Source organism: Sulfitobacter sp. 1A13679 (assembly GCF_043557115.1).
GTDB classification, from domain to species: Bacteria; Pseudomonadota; Alphaproteobacteria; order Rhodobacterales; family Rhodobacteraceae; genus Sulfitobacter; species Sulfitobacter faviae.
In genome coordinates this window covers 1-14,879 of sequence record NZ_JBIFFO010000005.1, presented here as the reverse complement: position 1 = coordinate 14,879, position 14,879 = coordinate 1, and the positions used below count along the sequence as shown (strand labels likewise).

Sequence of the window (14,879 nt, the reverse complement as noted above, 5' to 3'; positions counted from 1 at the left end):
GGACGTCATGGGCTCAGTCGCCCTGCGCCTCGGCCCGGCTTTTGCCCGAGACCGCCAGCGCCAGCGTCGCCCCCATCAACCCGTCGAGATCGCCGTCGAGCACGCCTTTGGTGTCCGAGGTCTCGTAATTGGTGCGCAGGTCTTTGACCATCTGGTAGGGCTGCAGAACGTAGGAGCGGATCTGGTTGCCCCAGCCCGCGTCGCCTGCATTCTCATGCGCCTCGTTCACCAGCGCCGAGCGCTTGTCCAACTCCATCTGATAGAGCCGCGACTTCAGCGCTTTCATGGCGATGTCGCGGTTCTGGTGCTGCGATTTCTCCGAAGAGGTCACGACGATGCCAGTGGGGTGGTGGGTGATCCGCACCGCCGAGTCGGTGGTGTTGACGTGCTGACCGCCCGCGCCGGAGGACCGGTAGGTATCGATGCGGATATCGGAGGGGTTCACCTCGATCTCGATATTGTCGTCGACCACCGGGTAGACCTTCACGGAGGTAAAAGAGGTGTGCCGCTTGGCTGCCGAGTCGAAGGGCGAAATGCGCACCAGACGGTGCACACCGCTTTCGGATTTCAGCCAGCCATAGGCGTTATGGCCTTCGATCTTATAGGTCGCGGATTTGATGCCCGCCTCGTCACCGGGGCTTTCGGCCTGAAGATCGACCTTATAGCCCTTCTTCTCGGCCCAGCGGACATACATCCGCGCCAGCATGCTGGCCCAGTCGCAGCTTTCCGTACCGCCCGCGCCTGCATTGATCTCAAGGAAGGTGTCGTTGCTGTCGGCCTCACCGTTCAGCAACGCTTCGAGTTCCTTCTGCGCGGCCTTTTCGGCTAGCGCCTTCAGCGCGGCCTCGGCGTCAGAGATGACCTCTTCGTCCTCTTCCATCTCGCCCAGTTCGATCAGTTCAAGATTGTCGGCCAACTCTTGTTTGATGCCCTCATAGGTGTCGATGGCATCGACCAGCGACTGACGCTCACGCATCAGCTTTTGCGCCGCATCGGGGTTGTCCCAAAGGTTCGGGTCTTCGACGCGGGCGTTGAATTCTTCCAGCCGGTAGGGCGCGGTCTCCACATCCAGTCGCTGGGCCAGCAATTCCAGCGATTTGCTGATCTGGTCCGCGGTATTCTGTGCCTCTGCGCGCATGTGTGCCTGCCTTTGATAAGTAATGCGGCCCCGAAAACCGGAGCCGCACGAGAGATAGACCAGCCCGCCAGCGGCGGCAAGTGGGGGGCGGCAAAGCGCAGCTTTGCCCCGCCCCCTTTGGCCTGATTAGTAAAGACCGCCCGAGCTCAGCGTGCCAAAGCTTGCCTTGGGGCCAACGGTGGCTTTCTTGCCGGTCGATGTGGTGACCTCACGCGAGGAGGAGCCACCCAATTCTTCGACCAGCGGCAGATCCGCCCCCATCGCAAAGCCACCGTCGAAAGAGATGCCAAAGAGCGGCTCTTCCCCATCGCGGAAACATTCCGACACGACATTGGCGCCGGTGGCGCTGTCGCTCAGCCGCGCACCTGTGAAACGGTCGATCTTGATAAAGCGGCACTGGTCGGGGACTGTGAAGTCACCACCGCCGTATTTCTTGATCGCTTGGCTCATGAAGCGCTGGAACACTGGCGCACACAGCCGCCCACCGCCCGCGCCCCGGCCCATTGGGCGCGGCGTGTCGAAACCGATGTAGCAGCCCGCCACCACGTTGGACGAAAAGCCCACGAACCACGCGTCTTTCTCATCGTTGGTGGTGCCTGTCTTGCCCGCGATCGGAACGGGCAGGTTCACCGCATTACGCGCCGTGCCACGCTCGACCACGCCGCGCATCATGGAGGTCAGCTGATAGGCCGTCACCGGGTCCATCACCCGCTCGCGGTTGGAAATGATCCGCGGCGCTTCGCCGGGGGCGAGGTTGATCTGCTCACAATCGTAGCATTTGCGCTCATCATGTTTGTAGACGGTGCGGCCATAGCGGTCTTGCACCCGGTCGACCAAAGTGGGCTGCACCCGCTCACCGCCATTGGCGAACATCGCATAGGCCGAAACCATTTGATAAAGCGTGGTTTCCTGACTGCCGAGCGCGTTCGACAGCAAGGGCGCGAGGTCGTCATAGACGCCGAAACGCTCCGCATAGCTGCCGACCACATCCATCCCGACCTCTTGCGCCAGACGGATGGTCATCAGGTTGCGCGACTGTTCGATCCCGGTGCGTAGGGGCGTCGGACCATAGAATTTATGCGAGGCGTTCTGCGGTCGCCAAACGCCCTGCGGCGTGTTGATCTCAATCGGGGCATCGACCACGATGGTCGCGGGGCTATAGCCGCTGTCCAGCGCGGAGGCATAGACAAAGGGCTTGAAGCTTGACCCCGGCTGGCGCTTGGCCTGTGTGGCGCGGTTGAACACGCTCGCCTGATAGGAAAAGCCACCCTGCATCGCGATCACGCGGCCCGTGTGCACGTCCATCGCGACGAAACCGCCCTGCACCTCTGGCACCTGCCGCAATGTCCAGCGGATGAATGAGCCGTCGCTGTCCGAGGTCATGCGCCGGACCAAGACCACCTCGCCCACTTCAAGCAGGTCGCCCGCCACCTGAGCCTTGCGCCCGAGAGAGCCGTCATCCAGCCGTTTGCGCGCCCATTGCACGTCCTTGGCCGGAATCCAGTGGCCGTCTTCGTCATCCTCGACGCCTTCGATCCCGATGCGGGCGTCATTGCTGCCGACCTCAAGCACCACCGCCGGATACCACTGGTTCTCCAGATCGATGTCGCGCGGCACCCGCAGGTCCGCAAGTGCTGCACGCCATTTCTCTTCGCTGTCCAGTTGATCGGCGGGGATCTCGAAGCGTGTCCCGCGCCAGATGCCCTGCCCGCGGTCATATTGCTCCAGCTGACGGCGCAGGGCGTTGGCGGCGATGGGCTGCATCTCGTTGTCGATGGTCGCGCGCACGGTCAGACCGCCGGTAAAGAACTCCCCCTCACCGAAATCCTCGCTCAACTGGCGGCGAATTTCGTCGGTGAAGTAATCCCGCGGCGGCAGTTCGGCCTTGAAGCTCTCGAAATCACCGTTCTGGACCGAGCGCAGCGGCTGCGCCACTTCGGTTTCATAGACCGCTTCCGAGATATAGCCGTTCTCTTTCATCTCGCGCAGCACGAAGTTCCGCCGTGCCAGCAGGCGGTCCTTGCGGCGCACCGGGTGGTAATCCGAGGGTGCCTTGGGCAGCGAGGCGAGGAAGGCCGCCTCATGCGGGGCCAACTCGCTCAGCGTCTTGTTGAAATACGTCTGGCTCGCCGCCGCCACGCCATAGGAGTTCTGGCCGAGGAAAATCTCGTTCAGATAGAGCTCGAGAATTTTCTCTTTGCTCAGGGTCTCTTCCAGACGCGAGGCAAGGATGATCTCCTTGATTTTACGCTCGGCCCGGCGGTCGCCCGACAACAGGAAGTTCTTCATCACCTGCTGGGTGATCGTCGAAGCCCCGCGCACATCGCGCCCGCGCGATTTGACCGCATCCACCGCCGCCGCACCGATGCCGCGAAGGTCATAGCCCTCATGAGTGTAGAAGTTCTTGTCCTCTGCCGAGATGAAGGCCTGTTTCACCAGATCCGGAATGGTATTGGCCGGGGCGAAAAGACGACGTTCCTTGGCGAATTCGTCGATCAGACGGCCTTGGCCTGAGTAAATCCGGCTGATCGTCGGTGGCGTGTACTGCGCCAACGACTCATGGCTGGGCAAATCCCGGCCATACATCCAGAACACCGCTCCGATGGTCAAAGCCACCATGCCGACGCTCAGGGTCAGGGTGGTAAAGATCCCCCCGAAAAAGGACAGAACAAATCGAAACACGCGCGCGGACCACCATTGGCTAGAGACAGTTCCGAGCCTATACAGGATGCACCGGCTCGGGTCAAAACACATGGCCGCCAGCGGGGGCGAATCTTCGCCCATCGCCAAAGCAGCCATATCTTTCTAATTTACTTTCTGATCAAAGGCTTGAGCGCCGCGTCCTGATCACGCCATGTCACGATCGCATCCGCCATCGCGCTCACCATCGACGCGCGCCACACCGGATCGCGCAGATTGGTCAGATCGCGCTTGGAACTCAGGAACCCCACTTCGACCAAAACCGAAGGAATATCGGCAGACTTCAAGACCGAGAAACCCGCCCGCCGCAGAGGCCGGCTGTTCAACGGCCCGCCCGCTGCGCCCATGCCCTCGACCAAAATCTCGGCCAGCGGATCTGAGCGCGGCTCGGTCTCTTGCCGGGCAAGGTCCAACAGGATGCCCGCCACCTGATCATCTGAGCCGGTCAAATCCGCCCCCGCGATGATGTCCGACCGGTCATGTCGCGCGGCCAGATGTTCGGTCGCCACATCGCTGGCATCATCGGAAAGGGTATAGACCGTCGCCCCGCTCGCCCCGCCCTGCGACAGGCTGTCGGCGTGGAGCGAGATAAACAGATCGGCCTCAGCCTGATGGGCGATGGCCACCCGGTGCTCCAAAGCCACAAAGATATCCTCGTCTCGGGTCAGCAAAACATCCACACCCTTGCGCCGCAGCGCATCACGCAGGTCGCGGGCGAAGTTGAGCATCAGGTCTTTCTCGTCCAACCCCTCGCGCTGCGCACCGGGGTCGATGCCGCCGTGGCCGGGGTCTAGAACGACGGTGAAACTGTCTTTGTCTGCCACCGCAGGTTTCGGCGGCGCGGTGAGCGCGGTGGTCCAATCAGGGTCCACCGGCGCGCCCGCGGCCTTGGCAAAAACCTCCGACTCGACGACTTCCAAGGTAATCTCAAGCCGCGCCTTGCCACTGCTTGCATCGACCGGCATGCCAATCTCGGCGGGAACCATCGGCTCGGCCAAATCCGCCACCAGACGCGACCAACCGGGCTGAAACGCGCCAAACCGCAGGGCCGAGATACGGCCCGGTTTTCCCAACAGATCTCCCCGGGCGACATTTGACCAATCCGCCTCGCGGAAATCGACGATCAGGCGGGCGGGATCATCCAGCAGAAAAACACGGAAAGGCACCCCCTGGCTCAGCGCCACGGTCAGGTCGGTCTTGCCAAACCAGCGATCACTCACAGCGCTTTCGACCGGATCGACCCGCGCCAGCGCGGTCAATTCCTGCGCCGCGACGGTGACCGGCCCCGCACAGGCCAGCGCCACTGCCAGTCCTCTAAGAATTGCCCGCATGATCGACCACCCTGCCCGTTTTCGCCCTTCTACCACCTGCCGCGCGGCCAAACCAGCACTCAGCGCGCCGCCATGAAGGCTTTGAGCCGGGCGATGCCCTCCTCCATATCCGCCGTGCTGCGCGCATAGGAAAAGCGCAGCGTCTTATGCCCCCGCGCCGGGTCGAAATCGAGCCCGGGGGTCACGGCGACGCCAGCCTTCTCCAGAATTTCCGCCGCAAAGGCGCGGCTGTCATCGGTAAAGCGCGAAACATCGGCATAGACGTAAAACGCCCCATCGGGCGGGGCGATGTCGGTAAACCCCGCCTCTTGCAAACCGGTGATCATCAAATCGCGGTTGCGCCGGTAAACCGCCAGATTGGCCTGCAATTCGTCGTCACAGTCCATCGCCGCCAGCGCGGCGATCTGGCTGGCATGGGGTGCGCAGATGAACATGTTTTGCGCGATCCGCTCGACCACGCGCACCTGATCCTCGGGCACCACCATCCAGCCCACGCGCCAGCCAGTCATCGAGAAATACTTCGAGAAGGAGTTGATTACATAGCAGTCATCGGTGACCTCCAGCGCGGTCACGGCCTTCTTGTCATATTCGATGCCATGGTAAATCTCATCCGAGATGAAGGACATGTCGTTGGCCGCACAGGCATCCGTCAGCGCCGTCAAGGCGGGTCGGTCGAGCATCGTACCCGAAGGATTGGCAGGGGAGGCCACGAGCAAACCGTGCAGGTCTTGCCCCGCAAAATCCGCCGCGACTGGCTGATATCTGTTCTCGGGCGCGGCGGGCAGATCGACGGGCTGCATCCCCAAGGCGCGCAGGATCTGACGGTAGCTGGGATAGCCCGGCGCGCCGATGCCGACCCGGTCCCCGGAATCAAAAAGCGCGGTGAAGGCCAGCAGAAACCCGCCCGAGGACCCGGGGGTGATCACCACCCGCGCCGGATCGAGATCGACGTTATACCATTCGCCATACATCTGCGCGATCCGCGCGCGCAAAGCAGGCAGCCCAAGCGCCACAGTATAGCCCAAGGCCCCCTCACCCATCGCCTTGGCCAGCGCGGCCGCCGCCCCTTTCGGCGCGCCCGTGCCGGGCTGGCCAACCTCCATATGAATGATGTGACGGCCCGCCTCTTCGGCGGCGCTGGCGGCCTGCATCACGTCCATCACGATAAAGGGATCAACGGCGGACCTGGTTGAATTGCGCATGGGCTTGCTCCTACTGTCGGCATGTGCTTTCACCGCGCCTGATGCCGGGCGTCAACCCTTGGCCCCTATTTCGCAGCTTTACCGAAAGGACCGCCCATGTTCGCCCGCCTCCTCGCCCCCGCCCTTGCCGGTGCAGTCACCCTTGCCGCCCCCGCCGGGGCGATGGACCTGACCGAGCTTACGGACGCCGAACGCGCGCAGTTCCGGGCCGAGGTCCGCGCCTATCTGATGGAAAACCCCGAAGTGATCCTGCAAGCGGTGGAGCAGATGCAAAACCGTCAGGCCCAAGCGCAGATGCAGGCGGATTTCGATCTGGTCTCGGCCAATGCTGATGAGATTTTCGACGATGGCTACTCTTGGGTCGGCGGCAACCCGGAGGGGGACATCACGCTGGTCGAATTCCTCGACTACCGCTGCGGCTACTGCAAACGCGCCCATGGCGAAGTTGCCAAACTGCTGGAAACGGACGGCAACATCAAACTGATCGTCAAAGAGCTCCCGATCCTTGGGGAGCAATCGCTGCTGGCGTCGCGCTTTGCCGTGGCGACCAAACAGGTCGCGGGCGATGACGCTTACAAACAACTGAACGATGCGCTTATGGCCTTCAACGGAGCGGTCACCCTCCCCGCCCTCCGCCGCTTGGGCGAAAGCTTCGATCTGGATGTCGCGGCAATCGAGGCCGAGATGGAAAGCGACGCGGTCACGCAAGAGATCGCCCAAACCCGCGCGCTGGCCCAAAAGTTGCAAATTACCGGCACGCCCACCTTCGTCATGCAAGACGAAATGCTGCGCGGCTACCTGCCCTATGATCAAATGATGGCACTGGTAGAAGAAAAGCGCGGCTAAAGATGCGCGCCCTGGCAGTCTTGGCCGCGCTCGCGCTGGCCCAGCCCGCCGGGGCCGATGAACCGTCCGCGCGAGATGCGTTTGAAACCGAACTCCGCGCCGCGATCCTAGCCAATGGCGATGTCATCGCCAAAGCCTTGGCCGGCCCAACGCAGATGCAACGGCATATCCAAAACGACCTGTCTCTGCTCGAACAGCTCGCTCCCGACCTTCTGGGGGGCCACCCCATCGCGCTTTTTACCGCAGAAGACTGCGAAACCTGCGCTGCCGCCGCCAAAGAATTGACCGCGGTCACAAAGCGTTACGGCATCACCTTCATCCAACACGATCTCAGCCACCCCCAGCCCGCCCGCTGGGCCGCCACCCTAGAGCTCATCGACGCCCCCTTCTACGTGCTGCCCGAAATGATCCTCAACGGGTACATGCCGCCCATCGTCCTCGAAAAACACCTCACCCCAAACAAGCTGAAGACCACTCCCCAACCCACTGATTAATAACCCATTCCAACAACAGATAAAGCGCGCCAACCTCCCGGCTCACGCGCTTCCCATCATCTTCATCCTTTTAAAAATACCTCTGCCCAGCCTCTCAACCAACACAGCGCCAGCGGCCCAGCCCCCAACCTACTCAGCCGCCTTTACCGCCTCAGCCTCAATCTGCGCCGCGCGTTCCTCGACCTGCTCGACGATATGGTCAATCATACCTTCATTGCCGAGCTTATGGCTCTGTTTGCCCGCCAGATAGACCATGCCAGACCCGGCCCCGCCACCGGTAAAGCCCACGTCGGTCATCAGCGCCTCGCCGGGGCCGTTCACCACGCAACCGATGATCGACAGGCTCATCGGCGTCTTGATATGCTCCAGCCGTTTCTCCAAGGTCTCGACGGTTTTGATCACATCGAACCCCTGCCGCGCGCAGGAGGGGCAGGAGATGATGTTCACCCCTCGGTGCCGCAGCCCGAGGGATTTGAGAATTTCATAGCCAACCTTCACCTCTTCCACCGGATCGGCGGAGAGGGAGACGCGGATGGTATCGCCGATGCCACTCCACAAAAGGTTGCCCAGTCCGATGGCCGATTTAATCGTGCCCGACATAAGCCCGCCCGCCTCGGTGATGCCGAGGTGGATGGGCGCGTCGGTGGCATCGGCGAGCTGTTGGTAGGCCGCCGCGGCCATGAAAACGTCCGAGGCTTTACAGGAAATCTTGAACTCGTGGAAATCGTTGTCTTGCAGGATTTTGATGTGATCCAGCCCGCTTTCGACCATCGCATCGGGGCATGGCTCGCCGTATTTCTCCAGCAGATGCCGCTCCAGCGAGCCCGCGTTCACGCCGATGCGGATCGAGCAATTGTGGTCCCGCGCGGCTTTGATGACCTCACGCACCCGCTTTTCATCGCCGATATTGCCCGGGTTGATGCGCAGACAGGCGGCACCGGCCTCGGCGGCTTCGATCCCGCGCTTGTAGTGAAAGTGGATGTCCGCAACGATGGGCACCGACACTTCGGGCACGATCTCACGCAGGGCTTTGGACGAGTCCTCATCTGGGACCGAGACGCGCACGATATCGGCGCCTGCGTCAGCGGCGGCTTGGACCTGTGCGATGGTGGCGGAGACATCAGTGGTCAGCGTGTTGGTCATGGTCTGCACGGTGATCGGCGCGTCACCGCCCACCGGCACATTGCCCACCATGATCTGCCGGGACTTGCGACGCGGAATATCACGCCAAGGGCGAATGGAATGAAGCGACATGAAGACACCTTTCGCGGGATCAGGGGCTTTGGCCCCCTACCTATTCAGCCGGGGCCTCATGTGCAATGGGAAGCGGCGGCCCGCGCGTTTAGCTGCCCTGACAGGGCATCGCCGCCAGAGCGGAGGGGTCGAGCGAGCCTTCGAGATCGGCAAACATCCGGCTGAGCGATTGCTCCGCCGTCGGATCGACCGGCTCATAAAGCTCAGCCAGAGCCTGCGCGTGGAGCGGCACGTTGGAGGTCACTGCTCCGCGCGGCCCAACGGGGCCGAAACAGCCATCCGCCATGGCGAAATATAGCGCACCGGATTCGCCCGTCCGAAGGGAGGGCGGCTCTTCAGTGACGGGGACATCCCATGTGTCGCCCTTGTTCATCACGCCTTCGAAAATCACTGTGCCGTCAGCCGCGCGCACTCGGACCCAAGAGGGGTAAGCGGCGACCATGCGCACTTTCTCGCCCAAAGGCTCCACAACCTGCGGTTTGGGCAGGTCGGTATCGGCATTGGCGAGCATCACCGCCTCGTCGATGGCGCTGGTGATGCTGTCATCGCCCTCCGTCGCCTCGGCCACCACGGTGCCTTGCGCGGCGGTATCGGGGCGGTCCGGCGTCGGGAAATTGCTGACAGAGCGCGGGTCGATAGAAGCAATCGGCGCGTCACGCGCCACCAGCACCGGCACGTCGAGCGCTTGTGGGCGATAAAGCCGGTCCAGCGCCTCGCCCCGGGGGCTTTCCACGCTTTGCGGCGCGGCGGAATCGTCTTCTGCGTCAGGCGCGCTGGCCAGTGCCCCATCCAGCGGGTCGAGATCGGAAAGCACGATCGGGGTCTGATCCACCGGGGCCACCTGCACGCGCTGCACCTCTTTCAGCACGGTCCAGCCGCCAAAACCAATGGCCGAGATCAGCGCGATTAGCACCAGCGAAGAGCCAACCGCCCCCGGCTCAATCCGGCTGAGCAACCCGTCGCCCGTGGGCACGAAGGGCGTGTTGGGCCGGGCGAAAAGATCGTCTTCTTTCGGGGACTTGCGGCGCTCCTCAAAGCTCGGCTTTTTGACCACAGAGGCTTCGGCGGACATGCCATGGGCCACGGCAAAACCGGATTCCTTGCAGAAGGCGGCAAAGGCCTGATCGGGGTCCATATTGAGGTAGCGCGCGTAGGAGCGCACATAGCCCGCGATGAAGCCGGGCGTGTCAAATGCGCCGGGATCACAGTTTTCGATTGCGGCGATATAGGAGGCTTTGATGCGCAATTCGCGCTGCACGTCGAGCAGGGATTTACCAAGCGTGGCCCGTTCGCCGCGCATGACATCTCCCAACCGCAATTCGAATGCATCGAACCCTTTGGGTTCGACTGTTTCGTCCTCAGCGGTTCTGGAGGCCCATCGCCCGATCATCAATATGCCCTGTCCCTGTTAGCCTGTAGCTTTGATCCAAACACGCCCCAACGATTCGGATGTAGCCTTTTCTTGACAAAAGGCTACCACAAGACAACGGAAAACACGAATAGCGCTGCGTTAGCCCGCAGCTTCGGCACGATTCAGCGCACAATGCGACCAGAGCACGTCCATCCCCCGGACAAGTGCATCCATCTCTTTAGGCCCATGTACCGGCGAGGGCGTGAAGCGCAACCGCTCCGTGCCGCGCGGCACGGTGGGGAAGTTGATGGGCTGAACATAGATCCCGTGATCTTCGAGCAGCATGTCCGACAGAAGCTTGGTGTGCACCGGGTTGCCCACCATGACGGGCACGATGTGACTGCCATGGTCGATGATCGGCAAGCCTAGCCCCTTCAGCCGCAATTTCAACGCCTTGGCCTGCTGCTGGTGTTTCTCTCGCAGCTCGGGCGCGCGTTTGAGATAGGCGACCGAAGCGGCGGCCCCCGCAGCGACGGCAGGCGGCAGCGAGGTGGTAAAGATGAACCCCGGTGCATAGGAACGGATCGCGTCGCACATCTTGGCCGAGGCGGCGATATAGCCGCCCATCACGCCGTAGGCTTTGGCCAGCGTGCCGTTGATGATGTCGAGCCGGTGCATCAGCCGGTCGCGTTCCGCCACCCCTGCCCCGCGCGGGCCATACATGCCAACCGCGTGCACCTCGTCGATATAGGTGAGCGCGCCGAATTCATCTGCGAGATCGCAGATCTCTTCGATGGGGCCGAAATCGCCATCCATCGAATAGATCGATTCAAAGGCGATCAGCTTGGGCGCGGCAGGGTCATCCGCCTCCATCAACTCGCGCAGATGGGCGACATCATTGTGGCGGAAGATACGCTTGGCCCCGCCATTGCGGCGCACACCTTCGATCATGGAGGCATGGTTCAGCGCGTCGGAATAGATGATCAGCCCGGGAAAGAGTTTGGGCAGGGTCGAGAGCGTGGCGTCATTGGCGATATAGGCCGAGGTGAACAGCAGCGCCGCTTCCTTGCCATGCAGATCGGCCAGTTCGGCCTCTAGCTGCTTGTGATAGACCGTCGTGCCCGAGATGTTGCGCGTCCCGCCAGAGCCTGCGCCGGTGGCGCGCAGCGCTTCTTCCATGGCTTCGATCACCACGGGGTTCTGCCCCATGCCCAAATAGTCGTTGCCGCACCAAACGGTGATATCCTGCTGCGACCCGTCGGGTTTGGTCCAGACGGCATGGGGGAACTGACCATTGCGACGCTCGATGTCGATGAAGGTCCGGTAGCGTCCTTCGTCATGCAGGCGCGCAATCGCCGCGTCGAGCTTCTCGTTATAGTCCATGCGCGTCTCCATCTTTTGGCGCGAACAGGAGGGGGCCCCTCCATATTCAGCTTTTAGAATGATTACAGATCCAAAGCCGAAGCTTCAATCTCTTATCCCGGCCCCTTTGCGGGGCGAACTGTCGCAGGCGCTGCGCGTTCTACGCTCGATTTAAGATTGTTCGCTTGTATTGCCAGCCGCTTTCATGTTTCCAAAGGACCAACCCAGAAAGGGCAGTTTGTTTTGCGCGCCACTCCACATCCCCAGCAGGACCAGCGCCTGCGGACGCTTTATAATTACGATATTCTCGACACCCCGCGCGAGGAGGAGTTCGACGAGATCGTCGAACTGGCGGCTGAGATCTGTGACGCGCCGATTTCAGTGATCAACCTGATCGACAAGGACAGACAGTGGTTCAAGGCCGAAGTGGGTCTGGGTGCGCGCGAGACGCCGCTCGAAACCTCGCTCTGCTCTCACGCGATTCTGGAAGAGCGCTTCGTTGAGATTCCCGACACGCTGAAAGACCCGCGCATGGCCGACAACCCGCTGTGCACCGCAGGCGACGGGCTGCGGTTTTATGCAGGTGCGCTGCTGATTGCGTCCAACGGGCTGCCGCTTGGCACGCTGTGCATCCTCGACACCAAACCCCGCAGGCTGACCGCGCTGCAACGCAAGGCGATCTCTGTCTTGTCCCGTCAGGTGATGAAACAGCTCGACCTGCGCCTTTCCCTGCGCAGCCAAGCGACGCTGATGAGCGAGGCCGACCACCGGGTCAAGAACTCGCTTCAGACATTGTCGGCCATGGTGCGGCTGCACAGCCGCCAGTTGGACGATATGAACACGGTCAATGTGTTGAACGACATCCAGCGCCGCGTCAACGCGATGGCAACGCTCCATGGTGAACTGCAATCCGGGCACGGGCGCGATGAGGTCGATGCGGGCAAATACCTCGACAGGGTCCTGGAGCTTTTGCAGGAAACCGCACCGGGGCATGTCAAAATCAGCTACCGGTCGGACCCTGTGACCCTGCGCTCCAGCGCGGCTTCATCCTTGGGGCTGATCATTAGCGAGTTTGCCGCCAATTCGATCAAACACGCCTTCCCGAATGGCGCGCCCGGCCATATCGAAATCGACCTCAGCCTGCGGGACGGGCATTTCCACCTTGAGTGCAAAGACGATGGCATCGGGGCCGCGAACGAAGGCAAAGGGCGAGCCGACAGCATTGGGCAGACCTTGATGGCGGCGGCGGCCTCGCAGCTCAATGCGCAGGTCGACAGCCAGCTTACCGCCGAGGGCAGCCGCCTCTCGCTCACCTTCTGAACGCGGGCCCTGCGGCCACTGGACACGCCCTGCCCGCCTGATACCTTCGCGCCAAATTCACAAGCGCAAGGAATTATGCCCATGTCCCTCGACGATGTTCTCGCCCGGATCGACAACGATCTGCCCGCCGCCACCGACCGTCTGTTGGACCTACTGCGCATCCCGTCAATCTCGACCGATCCGGCCTATAAGGCCGATTGCGACCGCGCCGCCGATTGGCTGGTGGCCGACCTTACATCCATGGGCGTGGAAGCCGAAAAACGCGCCACGCCGGGGCATCCGATGGTCGTGGGCCATGTCGGCGAAGGTAAGCCGCATCTACTGTTCTATGGCCATTATGACGTGCAGCCGGTCGACCCCCTGAACCTTTGGGACCGCGACCCCTTCGATCCGGCGGTTGAGGAGACGAAGAAGGGCCGCGTGATCCGGGGCCGCGGGGCCGCCGATGACAAGGGCCAGTTGATGACCATCATCGAAGCCCTGCGCGCGTGGAAAGAGGTGAAAGGCGATTGGCCCTGCCGCATCACCTTCTTCCTCGAAGGCGAAGAGGAATCCGGCTCCCCCTCCCTCGTCCCATTTATGGAGGAGAACGCGGAGGAGTTGAAAGCCGATGTGGCGATGATCTGCGACACCGGACTGTTCGAGAGCAAGACCCCTGCCATCGTCACCATGCTGCGCGGGCTCTTGGGCGAAGAGCTGACCGTCACCGCCCCGTCGAAAGACCTGCATTCGGGCATGTATGGCGGCATTTCGATGAACCCGATCCGCGCGCTGAGCAAGGTGATCGCCGCACTGCATGACGACGAGGGCCGCATCACCATCCCCGGCTTCTATGACGGCGTGCCGGACCTGCCCGAGGATTTGGAAGCGCAGTGGCAGGGCCTCGCCTTTGACCATAGCGCCTTCCTCGGCGACGTGGGGCTCAGCAAACCGGCGGGTGAGCAGGACCGCACCCCGCTTGAGATGATCTGGTCGCGCCCGACTTGTGAGGTCAACGGCATCTGGGGCGGCTATACCGGCGATGGCTTTAAAACGGTGCTGCCCTCCGAGGCGCATGCCAAGATCAGCTTCCGCCTCGTCGGCACGCAAGACCCGCTCGCTATCCGCGAGAACTTCCGCAAGATGGTGGCTGAGATGCTGCCCGAAGACTGCACGGTAGAGTTCTCAGGCCATGGCGCCAGCCAAGCCTCGGGGGTGGACATTGGCCATGCGATGTTCGAACCCGCCCGCCAAGCGCTCAGCGACGAATGGCAGGTGCCTGCGGCCTATATCGGCTGCGGCGGGTCGATCCCGATCGCAGGGCATTTCCAGAAGATTTTGGGCACTGAGCCGATGCTGATCGGCTTCGGCAAGGACGACGACCAGATCCACTCCCCGAACGAGAAATACGACATGGAGAGCTTTCACAAAGGCATCCGGTCTTGGGCGCGCATCATTGATGCGCTGACCTAACCCTGCTGGCGATCGGGCCTGCCCGGTCGCCACTATACCGCCTTGGACAAGGCAAAACCCTCGGCACGCGCCATCGGAGCAGCAACTTTGGCCGCAGTGTATGTCTACTGTAGTGAGGGGGAAAGTGGCGCGGTTGACGGGGCTCGAACCCGCGACCCCCGGCGTGACAGGCCGGTACTCTAACCAACTGAGCTACAACCGCGCGATGTGGGCGGAATAGGCCACGGGGCGCGGGGCGTCAAGCGCATTCGCGCGAGAAAATGCGCTTTCTGAACAGAAGTTTTTGCGCGGCATTTTAGGGGGATTTGAAACGAAAAAAGGGACCTCAAAGAGGTCCCCTTTTCAGGCAGCGGTGGCGCGGTTGACGGGGCTCGAACCCGCGACCCCCGGCGTGACAGGCCGGTACTCTAACCAACTGAGCTACAACCG

Annotated in this window: 11 protein-coding genes and 1 tRNA gene; 4 read left to right on the top strand and 8 right to left on the bottom strand. The window is 62.1% G+C overall.

What is annotated here, in order from left to right:
- Nucleotides 1-13 precede the first annotated feature (13 nt).
- The 4 genes from prfB to ACGYLA_RS05435 all read right to left on the bottom strand — a co-directional run bounded on the left by prfB (nt 14) and on the right by ACGYLA_RS05435 (nt 6,371).
- The gene (prfB, locus tag ACGYLA_RS05450) at nt 14-1,138 is read right to left on the bottom strand and encodes a peptide chain release factor 2 (protein ID WP_067268656.1); all 1,125 of its coding nucleotides are present in this window, start codon (nt 1,136-1,138) and stop codon (nt 14-16) included.
- Between the two features lie 126 nt (nt 1,139-1,264).
- Entirely contained in the window at nt 1,265-3,820 is a 2,556-nt protein-coding gene (locus tag ACGYLA_RS05445) for a penicillin-binding protein 1A (protein ID WP_394430933.1), read from the bottom strand.
- Nucleotides 3,821-3,948: 128 nt separating this feature from the next.
- Nucleotides 3,949-5,169 (bottom strand): N-acetylmuramoyl-L-alanine amidase, encoded by a 1,221-nt coding sequence (locus ACGYLA_RS05440; protein ID WP_394430931.1) that lies wholly within the window; start codon nt 5,167-5,169, stop codon nt 3,949-3,951.
- Between the two features lie 59 nt (nt 5,170-5,228).
- Nucleotides 5,229-6,371: a pyridoxal phosphate-dependent aminotransferase gene (locus ACGYLA_RS05435; RefSeq protein ID WP_394430929.1), complete on the bottom strand. Its 1,143-nt coding sequence runs from the start codon at nt 6,369-6,371 to the stop codon at nt 5,229-5,231.
- Nucleotides 6,372-6,467: 96 nt separating this feature from the next.
- On the opposite strand from ACGYLA_RS05435, the gene ACGYLA_RS05430 reads away from it, so the two are divergent.
- Together ACGYLA_RS05430 and ACGYLA_RS05425 are read left to right on the top strand one after the other, a co-directional pair.
- On the top strand, nt 6,468-7,217 hold the full coding sequence (locus ACGYLA_RS05430) for a DsbA family protein (protein WP_394430927.1): 750 nt from the start codon (nt 6,468-6,470) through the stop codon (nt 7,215-7,217).
- Between the two features lie 2 nt (nt 7,218-7,219).
- A complete protein-coding gene (locus ACGYLA_RS05425; protein ID WP_394430925.1) occupies nt 7,220-7,711 on the top strand; it encodes a disulfide bond formation protein DsbA in 492 nt (163 codons plus the stop codon).
- Nucleotides 7,712-7,840: 129 nt separating this feature from the next.
- On the opposite strand, the gene ispG is transcribed toward ACGYLA_RS05425, so the two are convergent.
- The 3 genes from ispG to hemA form a co-directional block, all read right to left on the bottom strand.
- The gene (gene ispG / locus ACGYLA_RS05420; protein ID WP_394430923.1) at nt 7,841-8,965 is read right to left on the bottom strand and encodes a flavodoxin-dependent (E)-4-hydroxy-3-methylbut-2-enyl-diphosphate synthase; all 1,125 of its coding nucleotides are present in this window, start codon (nt 8,963-8,965) and stop codon (nt 7,841-7,843) included.
- A gap of 88 nt (nt 8,966-9,053) precedes the next feature.
- Nucleotides 9,054-10,355 carry a helix-turn-helix domain-containing protein gene (locus ACGYLA_RS05415; RefSeq protein ID WP_394430921.1) on the bottom strand — a complete coding sequence of 434 codons (1,302 nt, stop codon included), beginning with the start codon at nt 10,353-10,355 and terminating at the stop codon, nt 9,054-9,056.
- A gap of 120 nt (nt 10,356-10,475) precedes the next feature.
- Nucleotides 10,476-11,699 (bottom strand): 5-aminolevulinate synthase, encoded by a 1,224-nt coding sequence (gene hemA, locus ACGYLA_RS05410; RefSeq protein ID WP_067265045.1) that lies wholly within the window; start codon nt 11,697-11,699, stop codon nt 10,476-10,478.
- A gap of 222 nt (nt 11,700-11,921) precedes the next feature.
- Between hemA and ACGYLA_RS05405 the strand changes: the two genes are divergently transcribed.
- Nucleotides 11,922-12,998 carry a sensor histidine kinase gene (locus ACGYLA_RS05405; RefSeq protein ID WP_394430919.1) on the top strand — a complete coding sequence of 359 codons (1,077 nt, stop codon included), beginning with the start codon at nt 11,922-11,924 and terminating at the stop codon, nt 12,996-12,998.
- Between the two features lie 81 nt (nt 12,999-13,079).
- Nucleotides 13,080-14,450: a M20/M25/M40 family metallo-hydrolase gene (locus tag ACGYLA_RS05400; protein WP_394430917.1), complete on the top strand. Its 1,371-nt coding sequence runs from the start codon at nt 13,080-13,082 to the stop codon at nt 14,448-14,450.
- Between the two features lie 125 nt (nt 14,451-14,575).
- Here ACGYLA_RS05400 and ACGYLA_RS05395 read toward each other — a convergent pair.
- A tRNA-Asp gene (locus tag ACGYLA_RS05395) sits at nt 14,576-14,652 on the bottom strand.
- Between the last annotated feature and the right edge of the window lie 227 nt (nt 14,653-14,879).

What these genes read in the sequence shown, in the direction of transcription:
- prfB (WP_067268656.1), bottom strand. Translation starts at nt 1,138, where the DNA reads ATGCGCGCAGAGGCACAGAATACCGCGGACCAGATCAGCAAATCGCTG.
- ACGYLA_RS05440 (WP_394430931.1), bottom strand. Translation starts at nt 5,169, where the DNA reads ATGCGGGCAATTCTTAGAGGACTGGCAGTGGCGCTGGCCTGTGCGGGG.
- ACGYLA_RS05435 (WP_394430929.1), bottom strand. Translation starts at nt 6,371, where the DNA reads ATGCGCAATTCAACCAGGTCCGCCGTTGATCCCTTTATCGTGATGGAC.
- ACGYLA_RS05430 (WP_394430927.1), top strand. Translation starts at nt 6,468, where the DNA reads ATGTTCGCCCGCCTCCTCGCCCCCGCCCTTGCCGGTGCAGTCACCCTT.
- ACGYLA_RS05425 (WP_394430925.1), top strand. Translation starts at nt 7,220, where the DNA reads ATGCGCGCCCTGGCAGTCTTGGCCGCGCTCGCGCTGGCCCAGCCCGCC.
- ispG (WP_394430923.1), bottom strand. Translation starts at nt 8,965, where the DNA reads ATGTCGCTTCATTCCATTCGCCCTTGGCGTGATATTCCGCGTCGCAAG.
- ACGYLA_RS05415 (WP_394430921.1), bottom strand. Translation starts at nt 10,355, where the DNA reads ATGATCGGGCGATGGGCCTCCAGAACCGCTGAGGACGAAACAGTCGAA.
- hemA (WP_067265045.1), bottom strand. Translation starts at nt 11,699, where the DNA reads ATGGACTATAACGAGAAGCTCGACGCGGCGATTGCGCGCCTGCATGAC.
- ACGYLA_RS05400 (WP_394430917.1), top strand. Translation starts at nt 13,080, where the DNA reads ATGTCCCTCGACGATGTTCTCGCCCGGATCGACAACGATCTGCCCGCC.